Annotated in this window: 20 protein-coding genes; 1 reads left to right on the plus strand and 19 read right to left on the minus strand. The window is 27.9% G+C overall.

The window, feature by feature from the left end:
- Positions 1–107: 107 nt before the first annotated feature.
- The 19 genes from KEC93_RS21170 to KEC93_RS21260 all read right to left on the minus strand — a co-directional run bounded on the left by KEC93_RS21170 (position 108) and on the right by KEC93_RS21260 (position 15,648).
- Positions 108–704, minus strand: a complete 597-nt coding sequence (locus tag KEC93_RS21170) for a hypothetical protein (RefSeq protein WP_077870018.1) — start codon at positions 702–704, stop codon at positions 108–110.
- Positions 682–1,956 carry an FtsK/SpoIIIE domain-containing protein gene (locus KEC93_RS21175; RefSeq protein ID WP_077870017.1) on the minus strand — a complete coding sequence of 425 codons (1,275 nt, stop codon included), beginning with the start codon at positions 1,954–1,956 and terminating at the stop codon, positions 682–684. Before KEC93_RS21175 ends, KEC93_RS21170 begins: the two co-directional genes overlap by 23 nt.
- Positions 1,957–2,118: a hypothetical protein gene (locus tag KEC93_RS21180; RefSeq protein ID WP_172462684.1), complete on the minus strand. Its 162-nt coding sequence runs from the start codon at positions 2,116–2,118 to the stop codon at positions 1,957–1,959.
- A gap of 11 nt (positions 2,119–2,129) precedes the next feature.
- Positions 2,130–2,297: a hypothetical protein gene (locus KEC93_RS21185; RefSeq protein WP_172462683.1), complete on the minus strand. Its 168-nt coding sequence runs from the start codon at positions 2,295–2,297 to the stop codon at positions 2,130–2,132.
- The gene (locus tag KEC93_RS21190; RefSeq protein ID WP_077870016.1) at positions 2,297–3,112 is read right to left on the minus strand and encodes a ParM/StbA family protein; all 816 of its coding nucleotides are present in this window, start codon (positions 3,110–3,112) and stop codon (positions 2,297–2,299) included. Before KEC93_RS21190 ends, KEC93_RS21185 begins: the two co-directional genes overlap by 1 nt.
- A 98-nt stretch (positions 3,113–3,210) precedes the next feature.
- Positions 3,211–3,369, minus strand: coding sequence for a hypothetical protein (locus KEC93_RS21195; protein ID WP_172462681.1), 159 nt, complete (start codon positions 3,367–3,369; stop codon positions 3,211–3,213).
- A gap of 91 nt (positions 3,370–3,460) precedes the next feature.
- A complete protein-coding gene (locus KEC93_RS21200; protein WP_077870015.1) occupies positions 3,461–3,889 on the minus strand; it encodes a hypothetical protein in 429 nt (142 codons plus the stop codon).
- 40 nt (positions 3,890–3,929) lie between these two features.
- Positions 3,930–4,841 (minus strand): hypothetical protein, encoded by a 912-nt coding sequence (locus tag KEC93_RS21205; protein ID WP_077870014.1) that lies wholly within the window; start codon positions 4,839–4,841, stop codon positions 3,930–3,932.
- Positions 4,842–5,059: 218 nt separating this feature from the next.
- Positions 5,060–5,281, minus strand: a complete 222-nt coding sequence (locus KEC93_RS21210) for a hemolysin XhlA family protein (RefSeq protein WP_077868635.1) — start codon at positions 5,279–5,281, stop codon at positions 5,060–5,062.
- A 10-nt stretch (positions 5,282–5,291) separates the two neighbouring features.
- Entirely contained in the window at positions 5,292–5,519 is a 228-nt protein-coding gene (locus tag KEC93_RS21215; RefSeq protein WP_077868634.1) for a hypothetical protein, read from the minus strand.
- A gap of 12 nt (positions 5,520–5,531) precedes the next feature.
- Positions 5,532–6,260 carry an N-acetylmuramoyl-L-alanine amidase gene (locus KEC93_RS21220; RefSeq protein ID WP_172462680.1) on the minus strand — a complete coding sequence of 243 codons (729 nt, stop codon included), beginning with the start codon at positions 6,258–6,260 and terminating at the stop codon, positions 5,532–5,534.
- A 64-nt stretch (positions 6,261–6,324) separates the two neighbouring features.
- Positions 6,325–8,493 (minus strand): Ig-like domain-containing protein, encoded by a 2,169-nt coding sequence (locus tag KEC93_RS21225; RefSeq protein WP_077868632.1) that lies wholly within the window; start codon positions 8,491–8,493, stop codon positions 6,325–6,327.
- 30 nt (positions 8,494–8,523) lie between these two features.
- Positions 8,524–8,793 (minus strand): hypothetical protein, encoded by a 270-nt coding sequence (locus KEC93_RS21230; RefSeq protein ID WP_077868631.1) that lies wholly within the window; start codon positions 8,791–8,793, stop codon positions 8,524–8,526.
- A gap of 69 nt (positions 8,794–8,862) precedes the next feature.
- Positions 8,863–9,675, minus strand: coding sequence for a hypothetical protein (locus tag KEC93_RS21235; RefSeq protein WP_077868630.1), 813 nt, complete (start codon positions 9,673–9,675; stop codon positions 8,863–8,865).
- Positions 9,676–9,799: 124 nt separating this feature from the next.
- Positions 9,800–10,429, minus strand: coding sequence for a DUF4355 domain-containing protein (locus tag KEC93_RS21240; protein ID WP_077868629.1), 630 nt, complete (start codon positions 10,427–10,429; stop codon positions 9,800–9,802).
- Between the two features lie 99 nt (positions 10,430–10,528).
- Positions 10,529–11,290 carry a structural protein gene (locus KEC93_RS21245; protein WP_077868628.1) on the minus strand — a complete coding sequence of 254 codons (762 nt, stop codon included), beginning with the start codon at positions 11,288–11,290 and terminating at the stop codon, positions 10,529–10,531.
- Positions 11,274–12,605, minus strand: coding sequence for a phage portal protein (locus KEC93_RS21250; protein WP_077868627.1), 1,332 nt, complete (start codon positions 12,603–12,605; stop codon positions 11,274–11,276). The genes KEC93_RS21245 and KEC93_RS21250 overlap by 17 nt, the downstream gene beginning before the upstream one ends.
- A gap of 31 nt (positions 12,606–12,636) precedes the next feature.
- On the minus strand, positions 12,637–14,358 hold the full coding sequence (locus KEC93_RS21255; RefSeq protein WP_077868626.1) for a terminase: 1,722 nt from the start codon (positions 14,356–14,358) through the stop codon (positions 12,637–12,639).
- Between the two features lie 714 nt (positions 14,359–15,072).
- Positions 15,073–15,648, minus strand: a complete 576-nt coding sequence (locus tag KEC93_RS21260) for a recombinase family protein (protein ID WP_077868625.1) — start codon at positions 15,646–15,648, stop codon at positions 15,073–15,075.
- 313 nt (positions 15,649–15,961) lie between these two features.
- On the opposite strand from KEC93_RS21260, the gene KEC93_RS21265 reads away from it, so the two are divergent.
- The gene (locus KEC93_RS21265) at positions 15,962–16,555 is read left to right on the plus strand and encodes a hypothetical protein (RefSeq protein ID WP_077868624.1); all 594 of its coding nucleotides are present in this window, start codon (positions 15,962–15,964) and stop codon (positions 16,553–16,555) included.
- Positions 16,556–16,892 lie beyond the last annotated feature (337 nt).

Genomic DNA, 16,892 nt, shown 5'->3' on the forward strand with positions numbered 1-16,892 from the left:
AAGTGTTGTTGTATGTACTGTAGGATAGTTTGTAGTATATAAAATACAATCTATCCTTTTCAATTTAGTCATAGCCTTATTTGGCTTACGCAATAAAATAGGAAGTATTATATAATGGAAGAATTGTGTAATAAAAGATTATAAAAATTATTATAAAATAAGTCTAAATACAATACATGGAAGTTGTTACTGTTGTATCTAATACCTTGTGTTGGTCTTGCTATCACCACGATAGGAAATGTTTCGCAACATATATTTTGAAGTTCTCCTGTCTTATAAAGTTCCTCATATCTCTTCATTTTTGAATTTGAAGTATAGTGAGTTAAATCTACTTCTAATAATATAAAGAATACATTTCCATTGTAGCTGAATATTATAAAACAATCAGGTACAATCTTTTTATCAAGATATTGTGGTTTGATTTTAAATTGAATTATTTCTCCACCATTTATTTTTATAACCTTTAAGAACTCATATATAAATAAATCATGGTCACTTATTAATCGTTCTTGATAATATACTCTAGTTTTAAGTAATACATTAGGAATACTTTTTAATAATCCAAAGGATTCTAATTGTTTTAGTCTTCTCCTACACCCCTCATAATTACCATTAAAGAATAGATAAGTGCATTGACTTAAAGTTATTGATTTATAATCTTGAATCCATGTTAAAATTTCTCTATCTCTTTCTGTTAAAGCCATTTTTAAAGTCCTCCATAGAAACTACTCCTTTTCTAGTTTTATTATTCTTTGGCTTTTCTTCTTTTATTTCAGATTCTTCAATGTCAACGATTTGTGGTTGCTCTATAGAATAGATTTTATTATTAATCTTTTTAACATTTAAAATTTCCTGTTTTTCATCTTGCGTAGGTACTTTAATTTGTTCAACATACTTATGCAGCAATATAAAATCCTCATCTAACCAAGGTGTTTTAATAAGCTGATAATCACTATTTCCGTCAACAATACATTCACGTTCTTTTAGTTTGGTTGCATCAGCTGTATTTATGATATTAACTGAATCTATACTTGATTTTTGCCTAAATGTAATACGTGTCATTTGGCTCTTTAAGTCTGGTGGCAGATTTGTGGCTGTGCTTCTTTGAATACAACTTATCAAATGTATTCCAACTGACCTTCCTGCCTTTGCTATTTTCATAACATATTCAAATAATTCTGTTTCCATGAAAAATGATAATTCTTCTATTACAACATATATTCTTTTCATGTATTTGTCTTTTCTATGATTATTCCATTGCGTAATATTACGGATTCCAAATTTCTTAAATTGTTCACTACGTCTGTCCAATTCTTTTAATAATTTCAATAATGCAACCTTGCACATTTCTTCACTATAGGCACTATATTTAACACAATCACAACATTCAAAGGCACTTATTTCGGATTTACAAATTTGTAATAGATATAAATCAATATATTTACTGGAGCTATAAATTAAATTTGCTAATATTGAAGCTAATAAGAAACTCTTTCCTGTACCTGTTGCACCTCCGAGCAGTAAATGTGGGTCTTTGTTTACATCAATGAAATAGTTTTGTCCTTTAAAATCTTTACCAATCCATAGTAAATGATTTAGACATTTAACAGGCTCAAATTTGAATTTATCTATATCTTTATTTACAACATACATTTTTATATAATCCTTGAATCTATCCTTTTCTAGCTGTACAATGCTATTTAAATTACCTTCAAGTATATTTATTTTGCTGTCTAAATGTTCTATACTCAATCCTTTAGTATTTCTTAAATAACAAATGTAACCATAACTTGTTGGGATTATTTTATATATTTTAAAGGTTTCATCATCTTTGTTTTTTATTCCAGTCTTCAGCATTACTTCATTAAAACTGTTTTTAAATTTCCGTTTATCTGCTGAATTAAAGTAATTATATAAAGAAACTAAGCCAACTGAAATTCCTAATTCTACAAACAATTATTTCTTCACCTTCTTAGCTTCATTAACTTTAACTATTGCTAATGCAATAACACTAATGTACATTATTGCACCTTCAAATGCTCCAAATCCAAAAATTGAACCTAAAACTTTACAATGAGAATAAAAGAAATAAAATACTTTTAAATCTAAATCAAACATATATCCACCCCTTAGAAATTAAAATTATTTTTAATACTATTGTTTTCTTTAGGCTTTTCTTCTTTTTCTATTTGTTCTTTTAGCAACTGTTTGATGTAGACACTTGGAGATATTTGATTAATGAGGAAATTGTATAAGTCTTTTTCCTTCTCTTTAAAACTTATCCCTACCTTTTTCATTACCAAATCCCCCTTCCAACTTGTTCATATGCTAACGCATTAGCAAAAAAACTATTTTCAATGAGTTGAGCTTGTGGAATACGCTTTTTAAATGGATTAAATAGTATTTCAGCCCCTCCTCCAATTAACATTAAGTTATTGGTTTTCAAAGAATAATCTACTTGAATTATTTTAATAATGCTCCCTACAAAATCTTTATACATATCAATACTAAATTCTTTTTTTTCACCATATATAAACAGACCATTTGTTAGGATTCTATTTGCATCTCTTTGTAATAAATCCAAACCATATTTATTATTTATACAATTAATGAACTCATTTTCTAAATTCAACATGCCTTTTGGTAAACTAAATGGCTGCTTAATTTTACGGACATTGTCCTCTTTTATTATTAGTGCTATATCTGTTGTACGTCCTCCAATATCAATTGCAATCCCCTCAAAGTCTATTGGTAATACTATAACTCCTTCTGGAACTACCTCAACATCATCCACAATTCCACTTTGAATTATTCTATTACTTAGATAATCTTTGTCTTGTTTATACTGGCTTAATGGTAATCCAGTAACTACTTTATTATGCTTATCAATAGTGCTTTTTTGTATTGCTCCTTGCAATAAATACAATAAATTTTCTTTATATGCCTTTCGATATTCACTATCAAATTCACCTTCTCCTAAATACATAGTTTTCCCGTCTAAGATAATAGCTTCATTTTCTACTAATCCACATCTATTGGATACCTTTGATAGAAAATTGATACCTTTACTACTTTTAGTATAATAATTCCCGATATCTACACCTAAAATCATTTGAATCCTTCTTCCTGTTTCATATCTTTTGATATATTTTATGCTTGAAAGAATAAAAAGTTTCCACATGGAAGAAAAAAATATATAAAAAAAGAAGACTATTTTTTACAGTCCTCTTCACTTTGCATTTTTTCTAATAATAATTGCTTTATATAGTTGCTTTCACCAATTAGTATAGATTTCTTCTTTAAAAAATCATATAGCTTTTGTTCTAATTCATTATTATCTTTAAAACTAATCCCCACTTTTTTAGCCATATATTCACCCACAAACTATTCTATATATGTTTAATTATATGTTAAATTCACATCAGTTACCATAAAAATATAAACTTCCCACATATTAATCCTATTTTTTATTTCCACCAAATAATGTACACAGAATGAAAAGACCAATAATTAAAAATATAGAGTACTTTACTATTACACATAAAGTTATAATTGAAAATATACCTCCACCAATTAACGTTAATATTTCTCTTGAAGATAGTTCATCATCGTCATAATTATAATCATATTTACCTAGAAAATTATTAATAATACTTTTCACTTTATTTGCAGAATACAAAGCAATGCATACTATTGCAATAAAATCAATTAAAATAGTTATTAATATAAACCAATACGATATAGTTTCCAATAAATTGGTATGATTAAGTATATTGGTCAATATCCCACCCAATGTAGGTATAGGATATATAATTTTTGCAATTAAAGAAATAATGCTAAAAATCATTGAAAAATATAACAAATTAAGAGTACCATTTTTGTCATCCATATTAACACAACCTTACTAAAATAATATTTTTAGAATTACATTATAATTGAATCAACTTATCAATATTTTTAGATATTACGGTATCATACATTTTGTCTAGACCATTTTCAGTAATCAAACCTGTCCAAAACCGTTCTGTTATTACTACATCGCAATAAGGAATAGCCATCGATAAAAACATAATATCTTTAAAATCATTTTTATCTATTTTACGTTCTTTATTTTTTATTACACTTTCAAATATTAGTTTCATTTTAACATAAAAAGATTTAGGTAATTTTTGTTTATACATTTTATAAGCAATTTTATTTTGATTCTCTGGCAAAATTTTTCTTAATATCTGTGAATATTCTCCTTTAAAGCAGTCCATATAAAAATATATAAATTGATCTTCTATGCTTTTATCACTATTTTTTTCACTTTCTTTTCTAAAATACTCTAATGTCTCTTTGTGAAATTCGTTATCAGCAAATTGTTCTTCTCTATCTCCTGTATTATGTTGTATTTCTATAAACTCCTCAAATACATTATAATCTAATGAACTTTGTTTCAAATTTTCCATTATATTAGTATCTAAAACTCTATTATTTAATGTTATCTTAACATCATCTAAATTTTGTCCTATTACATTTAAATAGTCTTGTTTAATTGGGTTATAACATTTATTATTAAAATTACATTCCAATTCATTATTTCTATCTATTAAGTTGGGTTTTATTGTCCAATTTTTTGATATCACTCCCATAAATTTAGCAAGCTTCTGACGTTGTACATCCTGTTCCCTTATTTCTGTCTCAATATGATGAATTATTGAAATAGGAAATATCCATTCACCACTATTAGTTTTTTCGATAATAACACCCAATACATCTCTATGCTTGTCTGATTTCCCATAAAAACACTGCGAAAGTTCAATCCACTTATTTTGATCTAGATAAATAATTTTTTTCATTAAGATTACCTTTAATACCTCTGCTTTATAATTGCGTTTTTGATTTAATTATAACATATTTTGATGTTATTTTTTCTAAAAATATCATAAAATTTTCCACAATGTTTTTTCTAATGATAAGTTTCCTGAGATAAATGAAAAAAAACTGTTGAAATATACTAAATAGAAAAAAATTAGGTAATAAAGAATAGAAATATTCTTTATTACCCCATATGTACTTACTTAAATGTTATTGTCACTGCTCCAATTACTACTCCTATTATTGCACCTACTATCGTTCTCCAAAGCCATGTATTATTACTTTCAATTTTACTAATCCTAACATCCATATTTTTATAGTCTTTATCTACTCTATCTTCTAAATTTTTAACGTCTACTTCTAATAGAGTTTCTATTTTAGTTAAGCGTTGCAAAATAGATTGTACTGTACTTTCATCCATATTACTCCCCCTACTCTATTTTATTATCATTTGACCTAATTTGAGGTAAATCTAATCCATCTGTATGAGGATTATTGCAAATACCTAAAATAACTAAAATTGAACATACAATATTAGCAGTATTCTTTAACCATTCCATATCTACAGCAACTCCAAATTGAATTAATAATAATCCAATCAAGCCCACTAGTGAAAGTATAGTCCCAGTATTTTTGAATTTTTCTAAATAATTTAACATTTATATCATCTCCTAATATTTAATCTCATAAAACCATGATCCTAGAGTACTCTTTAATTCATTACATTTGTCCATACTCAGATACTGAGTTTCTATCCAAATACCCTTTTCATTACCTCTGACATAACATTTTACATTCTGAAAGTAACTTAATACATAGTTAATATCTACTCCATCATAATCTCCTGATGAATGAGGTAAATAATTTGTTACTATATAACCATTTTCATCTTCAGTAGAACTTTCGCCAGTCAATCCTTTTATTATTGCATTAGCTATATCTTCTGCATTAAATCTATTACAATCATCTTGATTAGTCACAAATCCCATTTCTAGCAGCATTGCTGGTGCATTAGTATTTTTCAATACATAGAAATTAGCACTTTTCCATCCTCTGTTATTATATCCACATGAATTTGCTACTACATTTACAATTTCATTAGCTTTATTTTTAGCACTTGAATTTTCAGTTGTATAGATTGTTACACCATTAGCACTTGCATTATCAAAACTATCCATATGTAAGGATATAAAATAATTTAATGATTGTGCATTTGCTAAAGCTACTCTGTTTGCTAATTCATTTACATTAATATCATAGGTACAATTTACAACCGTATGTCTCAATGATTCTAATTTTTCTATTAATAATTTTCCTACTGCCCTATTGCCATCTGTTTCTGACATAATGCCAAAAGCACCACAATTAAATGGATGCCCCATATCAATTCCTATGACCATTTTATACATCACTCTCTTTCTCTATAAAAATTATAGGGCTAGTCAAAATTGACTAACCCTATAATTAAATTCCTGATTTGAATGTTAATAATGTATTTGATAATAACTTACCTGTTGCACGTTCTGTTATAGAAACATGGCAAGTAGTTAATGTTGTTATTGTATTATTCTTCACAGAGAAAGAATTGTCTGATTTGCGTGTTACCGTAATTTTTGTACCAAGTGCAACCCCTGCACTATCAAGCACATAATCTATAGCAGGATATGTCTTAGTTACACCATTATCGGTACTATAATAAACAGTATAAGTTGATGTAACGTATTGTTTAATTGTTGTAGTTTGACTCCAATTTTCTGTATAAACTGCTACTGGCTCAACTGTAACAGTTAATGATAATGTTGCACTTACATTCTCATATGTGGCTGTAATTGTGGCTGTTCCACTTGCTATAGTTGTAACTAATCCTGTTGAACTTACTGTAGCTATACTTGTATCACTTGAAACGAAACTTACTACTGGTGAACTTACTGCACTTCCATTATCAGTACAAGTTGCAATAATTTGATGTGTATTTCCAGTAAATAATGATTGAGAACTTGAATCTAAAGCTATTGTATAAGTGTGTGGTATCTTTTTAACTTCAAAGCTTAAGGTATCACTAACCCCCTCAAATGTAGCTGTTATATTACAAGTACCAATATTAACTGTTGTAACTAATCCTGTTGCATCTATAGTAGCAATACTTGTATTATCACTTAAATAGCTTACTATTGGATTTTCTACTGTAACATCATTATCCTTACAAATTGCATTAACTTGATAAGTTGAGCCTTGATAAACACTATCTGTAGGCTCTAAGTTTATAGTATAAGTATGAACAATTGGTTTTGCTTCAACTATTATACTAATAACCGTATTTACTCCTTGGTAACTGCAAGTTATATCAACGTTTCCTACTGCTAAAGTTGTTACTTCTCCTGTTGCTGAAACACTAGCTATATTTGTATTACTTGAACTATATGTAATAACTGGATTACTTACTATAGCACTATTTTTCTTACAAGTAGCTTCAATTTGATATGTTCCATCTTGAATTATAGATTTACTTGTTTCAGATAAATCTATTGTATAAACATTAGCATTAGATGTTAAATTAAAGGTAGCTGTTACATTTGCATATCCACATATAATATTACAAGAACCTTGTCCTATTGCTGAAATCATTCCATTATCATCTATAGTAGCAATTGAAGTATCATTTGACACATATGTCAATTGAGGACTTGAAACCACAACATTATTTTTCTTACAAACGGAATTTATTTGATATGTTTCATCAACAAATATACTAGCTGAATTACTTGATAAATCAATACTATATACATCTGCAACAACATTTATAGTCATAGTTACTATTTTACCTTTATATTCTGCTGATATAGTTGCACTTCCTAATTTACTTTGAGCAGTTACAAAACCACTATTAGTAACGGTAGCAATTGAACTATCACTTGATGTATAAGTAACTACTGCTGACGTATCAGCCACGTTATTTCTAGTACAAGTAGGCAATATTTGGAATGTATATGTTCCGTATAAGTTTTGTGATGTACTATTTAATGTAATAGCATATGTCGGCAAACTAAGTCCATCAGCCACTTCATTAATCATATCGTCTGTTTCTACGTTTATAGCACCTTTTCTTAATATTACATATAATATTCCTTGATCTGTCGTAAAATCTAAAGAAGTACAACCCCAAGCTTCACCATTTATAATAAATCTTGTTCCTGTCTTAATCTTTTTAGATATATCATTTAATTGAGTTATGAAACACCAAACACCATTTGCTTCTGTAATACCTGCTGATTCGTAAATCATGCCTAATTTTCCCTTAGTAATGTTAGTGCAAATACTAGGAATTTGATATATTACTTCATTACTAACAAATTTATTAAGATGATTGGTCTTTTGAATAGTTCCTATATTATAGCTTTGATAAGCAATTGTTTCATGTTTTTTATCAATAACTAAATAAGTATCAGTTCCAATATTAACAAAGTATCCTTGTTCTAAAGGTTTATCCGTAGATATTGTCATTAGGTCAGTACCATTTGTATTTGAATCTTGACATTCAGTTAATAAAAACTTACACTCAACTCCATTAACTTTTCCTGAAACTCCATTTTGCTTAATCAATATTTTATACATTTTATCAATTGGATTTGACATCTTCTCACCTCCTATTCATTTAATTTATAATTAAAATAATCTTATATAAGGAACTGGTAACAACATTGTTATATCCTTAGTCATTACATTATTATTATTTTCCATATAAGTTGTACTAACATCATTAGATTTGGTTGATAAAACACCTACTGGTAAATCATCTATTTCTTTTAATTTCATTACTATTCTTTTTACTACTATTGAATATTTTGTTTTAATTTCTTCATCAGTAATATCATCCTTGTTTAAATAACGTCTAATATAACAAATTGCAGTTAATTCATACTCATCATCTGTCATTAATATTCACCTTCTTTTTTTATAATAATTAATTCAGAAAAGGAGAGATTAAAAACCTCTCCGATTAAACTATACTGTTGCTATATCATAATAAAGACCTGCTAAAGCGTCAGTTCTTAAAGCTTTAACACCTGAAACTTGTAATCCTCTTACAGCTTCAGAGAATGAACCCTCTCTAGTAATAGCTTGAACTTTATCTAATTGAGTAGCATATCCTACACCTGATTTATGTAAAGCTAAAACCATTCCAGCAGGTACATCTTCTGTTTGGATTAATGTAAATCCTGCAACAGTAGCACCTTGTACAATACCATTTGGTAATACGTTGAAGTTATCAGCGAATCTAGTATCTTTAGCCATTAAATTGATATATTCAGCACTAGCTAAAGCAAATCTATTAACCATTGGTACTTTCTTTTTAGATAACTTAGTTGATAAATCTACTAAATAATTATAAGCGTCAGTAGGTGTAGTAATAGGCTTCTTTGTAGTTGCAGAACCTATAGCATTAGTTGAAGGAATACTTGTACTTATTTCTTTGAATACAACACCATCTTGAACTTCCTTTAAATCTAAAGCTTTTTCATTTGCTGTTTGCATTAATACTGGTGCTACAGCTTGAACAGCGTCAACATCATCTAAACTTATTGCAAAATATTTCTTAATGTCTAAGTTTAATTCGATAGGTGCTGTTGTAACATCATCATATTCAACTGTTCCTGTGTAGTCCTTTATAGTACCACCACTAATGATATTGAATATAACCTTGTTACCTTCAACTTTTGTTGGAGCAGTAGTAATTAAATTAGCTACAGATACCCCTCTAAATTCTGTTATTAAAGCTTCTTCCCAAACTGATTTTTTAAAACTTGCAATACTCATATATAATTACCTCACTTATTTTTTTATAGTAGGCATTTTTCTTTAACGTCTAATTCAGCCTTATAAAAAGACATAATAAAAAAGCTAATTAATAGGCTCTATATCATTTCAAGACCTTCATTAATTAGCTTTCTTGTGATTTTTTAAAATCTTCGTAACTTGCTTTTCCCTTCATAACATCATCCCAAGTTGGTTTCCCAAATGTCTTAGAATCATTTTTAGGTGGAACATAGTTTGAATTATTCAATTTTTCTTTAACTTTTGTATCAGTTACAGAACTTAATATGTTGCTGATTTTTTCAATGTTTGCATTAGTTGTATCTTCATCAGCACCTAATACAAAATCAATTAAATCAGTAGGAAGTCCCTTAGTTGATAAGTCCTTAGTATATTTGCTAGACATTTCTGCTTTAACTTTTTCAGCTTTCATTTGTTCAATTTCTCTTTGCTGTTCCTCAACTTTAATTTCAAGTGGTGATTTCCCCTCATTGGATTTAGCTTTTATACCTTCCTCAACTAGCTTAGGTAATTCATTCTTATTGAAATTTTCTTTATACTTAGTAACTCCTTTTCCAACGCCACTATCCAATTCTTTTTGATAAATTCCTTTTACTAACTCATTAGTATCAAGTAAATTTTTCAAACCATCTAAATCCTTAATTTGTTTTGAAAAACCATTGGATAATATAGTTTCATCTATTTCTCCATCCTCTTCAATATCCTTAACTAATTCTAAAAATTCTTTTTTTAACATTTACAAAAACCCCTTTCGCCCAAACGAGTTGCTAACGCCCCAAGTAAGTGCCTTAAAATTTAATTTTAATTTTGAACATAAAAAATAAGACTAATTAGGCTAGTCTTCAACCCTGTCCGAATATAATATAGTATTAAATCCACGACAACATGGATGTATTTCATCTGGAGCGTCCTCTATATTAAATACTTCATTATGTATGGATTCACACTCATCGCACGTTCTACTATCAAGCACTTCATTACGAATAATTTCTACTATTCCAATGCTTTTAGCAAATAATAAAAATGCTAGATTTTCTGAACGTGATAGTTCTGTTTCTGCTAAAGTTATTACATTATCTTTATTTTGTTTATAGGTTTTTTCAATATTATCTTTGATAGTATTAACATCAATATTTCCATTAATAAACCTTTGAACTTTATCATTAAGATAAGCAGCTACTTTATTTTCATTCCTTATAATTCTTTCATTATAAAATTTTCCTTTGTATTTCCTATTTACAATATCCTTGACCTCTTCTAAGGTATACTTATAACCATAGAATTTAAAAGTATTCTTTACAGTAAGAATTAAAATAGATGTTATAACACTATCAGTTAATTTCACTTGTCGACCAGTAAATTTAACTATTAGCTTTTCAAACTTCTCCTTTATTTCAGATTTCTCCGAATAGCTTAAGTTCATAACATTATTATTAATTTTATATAAAAGGAGAATTAAGGCTAACTCTTGCAATAGCTTGTCTTTATTTTCCTTATGTAACATAAAAACTTTATCTAAATCTTCATTACATTTAGTATATAAACCTCTGATAAACTCAATTTCTTCTTGTTGTGTGAAATTAACCTTCGTTTCCATTGTTATCCTCACTTACATTATCTAAATTATCTGTATTACTGTTTTTATCATTATCATAATTTAATTTTGGTGGTGCTGAATTTTCTTGAATTTCCTTTTGCTCTGCTAGCATTTGCTTATATTCTTCATCAGCATTAGTTACAAAGCTTAATTGAGACAAACCAGTTTTTATTGATAATTTACCAGTAAGTTGTGATAAGATTTGAGCCATTTCAAGATCATTGTTTGGCAAATTAAGAGTAAACTTAACATCAATATCTCTATAATCATAATTCTTATTTTCTACTAAATTTAGATAAGTAAATAGACATTGTAATCTAGTTCTAATACAATTCTTTAGACATTGATATTGTGTAGTTAGCTTAATTCTAAGACAGTTCAGCCTTGTGGCTAACATTGAACCACTGGTATTTGACTGGACAGCGATTTGATTTTTTAAATGATGTGTTACCTTATACATCTCTTCTTCAATAATATCTCTATATGATTTCAAAAACTCTGGCTTAATATCTTTTATCAAGAAACCAATTTTACTATTAGCATCTGTTGTAGATATTATTCCCATTTCTTTCATTATTTTTGCTTGTTCCTCTGACATTTGGCAACCTGTCATAGTTAAATAACTTAAACGTGTATCCCCTATTTCATTAGACCAATCCATCAACGTATATTCATATGCATCCTGTAATCCGTGAATTGCATTATAAATAGTATCTTTTGTACCATTATTCATAATAGCAATACCTACTGGACACCTTCCAAAATAATGTTCTTGCCTAGGTGCTATTTCATTAAAAGATTCATCCATATGATAAATATACTTGTCGTCAAAAACATCAATATAAGTTTTATCGTCAAGCATTTTCTTATACATATATAGGAATAATTGAACATTATTTTCTAAATCAATATATCCTATACTTTCAAGTGGAGAACATACTTTTATTTTAAATTCTCCTTCATACATATAATATAATTCATATACTACTGAATTAATTAAAAATTGTGTTGTCAGCTCTGTATCAAGACATGAATTTATATTATCTAAAGTATATTCAATATCTTTTACAACTTGACTATTTCCACTCTTGCTAATGTACGATAATTTATTTCCTGTCATATAGGAAACTTCCTCATCAATCATAAATTTAACATGATTTGTTCCAAATTTTCTATTGCATCTTTCTTCATTTACTGGATATTTACTCTGTGCTACTGAATCACCATCATAATAAGAATTTGCATCTGTATAATCACCTTTATCCTTGCTATACTTTTCATATAATAACATGGCAATTTGCCTATCATAAATCATTGCATTACCTCTCTTTCTTTAATTTTTTGCATTAAAAAAGGCAACTTCTATTTAATAGAGTTACCATACCTGTTTTTAAATTCTTTAATCGAATATCGCACTCGCTGACAATATCACAGAAGTCGTCATGTTTTGATAGTGAACAGCCTTGAAATTCTTTCATTTGTTTGAATGCTTCTGCACTATCTTTACATTCACGATTAAATCTAATTTGACCATTATTAACCTTATCAATAATAGTCCCTATCTTTTCATCCTTGTTCTTTCTTTGCATTTCATTTATAAAAATAATTCTTCTATTCTTCAATACTGGATTCTTAGAAATTAATTCTTGTATTGCTGTTACATCAGCCGATTGAAATGTATTTTTTTCTATGTACACAAATTCAATTTCAGGATACTTTTCTAATAAGTCACAAACCGTCTTACAATAATCTTTAAATTCTAATTTCCTCATTACAATATCTCTTATGTAAGTAAATCTATCAGTATCACATTGAGAACCCACAACCATAGCTGTATAATCTGATGTTTTTGTAGTAGTTGAAGCTGGATCAACACATAACATAGTTTTGCTGTATGATAAACCACTAAGATACTCTGCTGATTCATCAATAATGGTTTTAAACCATTTAACTCCTATATTACTAGCATCGTTCATAAGCTCTGACATAAAGGACATTCTATTTTCCCAATACTTAACTGCTAAGTCTGTAAAACAATCCCACTTTTCATCCCATAGAGTAGGAAATTTCATATCCTTTTTAAATGTTTCATAAAACTGTTTTGCTGTATTCTTTGAATCTGCATCTCTATCATTGAAATATAGTTTCCTGCATTCTGCCCATAAAGGTGATTCAAAAATACTATCTACAGTTTGTCCATCTTCAAGTAATATTGCCCTTCTTAAGAAAGTATAATAATCATTGTTTCTAGCAAGTCTACTAATTAAACAATCCATATGTAATACAGTACCAATTGATATAATCTTAGTAGCAGACTGAATTTTCTTTCCATTTCTGAATACTGCCTTATCTCCCACCTCTTCTACTTCTTTACACCATTTGTCATACTTATTTTCCCTAGCTGATTCAGTTATTACGTCAGTTTCACTCTGTGCATCATCTGCAATTACTACTGATGGTCTATATTTACCATATTTAAGTCCTCTACATGAAGTACCACTTCCTATTGCTCTTATATATGAATGGTTAGTAAATTCAATCTCTGTTGCATTTAATTTAAGTCTTTTATCAATCATTAACCCAAAGTTAGTAACTATCTTTTCATTCTCAGTGAATACTTTCTTTATTGTGTCCATAAAAGCCACAGCATCATCTTCTTTTTTACCTATTAATAATGTGAATATTGATTTTCTATAGCAATGTAACCATATAGCACAAGCTGTATCACACACAGTTGTCTTAGCAAATCCCCTTGAAACTACTATATTTATCTTGTCAAATTTATCTTCAACAAAAGTATCATTTAATAGTTTCCACATATCATAATGTGATGGAGATAATTGTCTAGCTACATTATTATCTTTAACTACAAACATATCTGAAAGATAGTACAAACAAAAATACGTTATGTCCCTTTCAGCTAAATCGTAAGCTATTTTGTTTATATCTCCTTCTTTCATAAACTTCATAGCTTTCTTGCTGCCATAATATTTACTTAAGAACTTGTGTGTTATATATAATTCATATTGAAATTCTTGTTCAAATTCTTTGTTATCATAATAAATCATGTCATCTCTCCTTTTTATTTAATTTGGGGTATAAAAATAGACATTACATATCAGTAATGCCTTAATAATTTTCATATTTATTTTTTTACATTTTGGTGAATCTCTTGATGTAGGAAATATTGATATATAGCCATTTGAAAGGTCATTTTTTAGAAATTGCTAAGAAATTTTATGTTGGTAGATGGAGCGACCTCCGAGAAAAAAACTTAGAATCGTGGTGGGTATATTTTTATATTTTTTGTTGATTTATAAAGCTAAATGAAAACTTTTATAAAAAAATATTTATTTATGTTGAGTGTTATTCTTATTCATTGTCAATCAATGTCATTTCTTTATAAATATAATACTAACTAATTGATTAATAACAAACAATCTCTTATTATGTCCCTCTTCATTGGATATATTATATAATGAATGTAATTGATCTATTTAAGTATCATATCATTTATACTTCATGTGTTATTCATTACGTCCCTCTACAGTAAGATAATAATATATAATTGCTATTGTCCTTCTTCATTCTTCTATTACTCATAATAGTTAATGTTCTTTGCTACTAAGTCCCTCTACAGGTTAGTTATATATACAAGTTACAATGATAACGTATAGATAATAAAGGCACTATTATAATTAATCCCCTTGGACAATTTTATCCTACCCTATATATAATCAATTACATAATAAAAGGACTATATATTAATATAATCCTCTACATTATTTAGCTTCATACTGCTTAACTAACTTGTAGAATGTTGTTTTCTTTAAGTCTAATATTCTCATTACATCAACACCCTTAATAGTTCCCTCTTTCATCATCTTATAATACTTATCCCATTGTTTAGGATATTCTATGGCTTTTCTACCTTTATATTTACCCTCTTGAACTGCTATTGCTATTCCTTCCATTTGTCTATCCTTAATATAATCTCTTTCCAATTGTGCTACTGCTCCAAAGATTGTTAGCATAAACATACCAGTTGGAGTTGTTGTGTCTATTTCCTCTTTTATAGATTTAAATATAACACCTTTATGATTTAACTGTTCAACTAATCCTATAAGATCTTTGGTATTACGTGCAAATCTACTAATACTATCTACTATTAACTTATCACCTTCTTCTAATGCACCCATAAGGTTATTTAATACTGGTCTATCTGTTACGTTCTTACCACTAACCTTCTCAATGAATACCTGTTCTTTTGGTATATTATATTCTTTAGCCTTTACTTCTTGGCGAATAGGGTTCTGATCTTTGGAACTCACACGTATATAGAAATATGTTTTGTTCATATTTACCACCTCATAGATTATTTATCTTATGAGTTAATTATATCATTCAGTTCGTTTGAAGTCAATTTGTTTTACGAACTATTTTTAAGTATTTTTCAACCAAGAAATGCCACTTTAAAGGATATAAGTTTGTTATTGTTTGTAGTATACCCTAAATGAACTAAAAAACTCAGCGTTTGTAAACTTTTGACAGATCTAGATTTAAATATAATGTTGAATTAATACTACACTAACATTAATTACATATATTTACACGAATTATGTTTAATGGTAGACTATTCTTACAATAACAATAATTTTAAGGAGTGATAATATGGATTGGGATAAGTTTAAAGATGCTCAGGATTCAAAGGTAAACGAAGAACAAAAAATAAAAGAACTTAAAGATAAATGGGTTTTACTTAATCAACAATGTACAGATCTATATAAGGAATTTGATAAATTAACTTATAGTACTAAAATTACTATGGAAAATCAAGCAATTGCAGATTTTAAAAATTACTTTAAAGAAAAAAATTTTAATATATCAGTAAATAGTGGTGATATTAGTGCTGTATATGGAGATGGCAAAATAATATTCAGTATTAATGGTGATTTTGGTTATGGAATACACTTTTATGTTGGACAAACTCTGCAAGATTGCAAAGTATTTAGTATAGATATGGCAAAAGAATTTTATAGTAAATATAAGCAGTTAATTGTTGATGAAATCCAAGAAAACAGCACTTTACAATTTGCTGAGGAACAGATTAAAGCATTGGAAAATAACATTAATTCCATAAAAAACAAAATAAAGGATATCAAGTTAATAACATTTATTTTTGATTTAGATAGTCATTATTCAGGTATGAGTGGTCAATTTTCCAATATACAACCTATATTAGATACATTAAAAGACCACAGCTAGTTTATAAATACCCTCAGTTCGAGGGTATACTTATTTAACTCTCCAACCAGTACAATAATGTTTATACAATATATAACGATCTTATACTACATACTCTATATACATTATTACTGGTGCACATTGGTACACTAACTATTGCACTAATTATTATATTGTTGGTACATGATGGACAACTTTAATTAATATGATAGCTTTACCTATTTATTGTAAACATTTGTTCTTCTATTAATTTCTCTAAAAGTACCAAAAGAATTGATACATGATTAGGATAGTTTTATAGTATAATTAATCTCCAAGTAACTAGATAAAATTTATATATACTGTTCTATCCTAATCA

The organism is Clostridium beijerinckii (genome assembly GCF_018223745.1).
Taxonomy (GTDB): Bacteria; Bacillota; Clostridia; order Clostridiales; family Clostridiaceae; genus Clostridium; species Clostridium beijerinckii.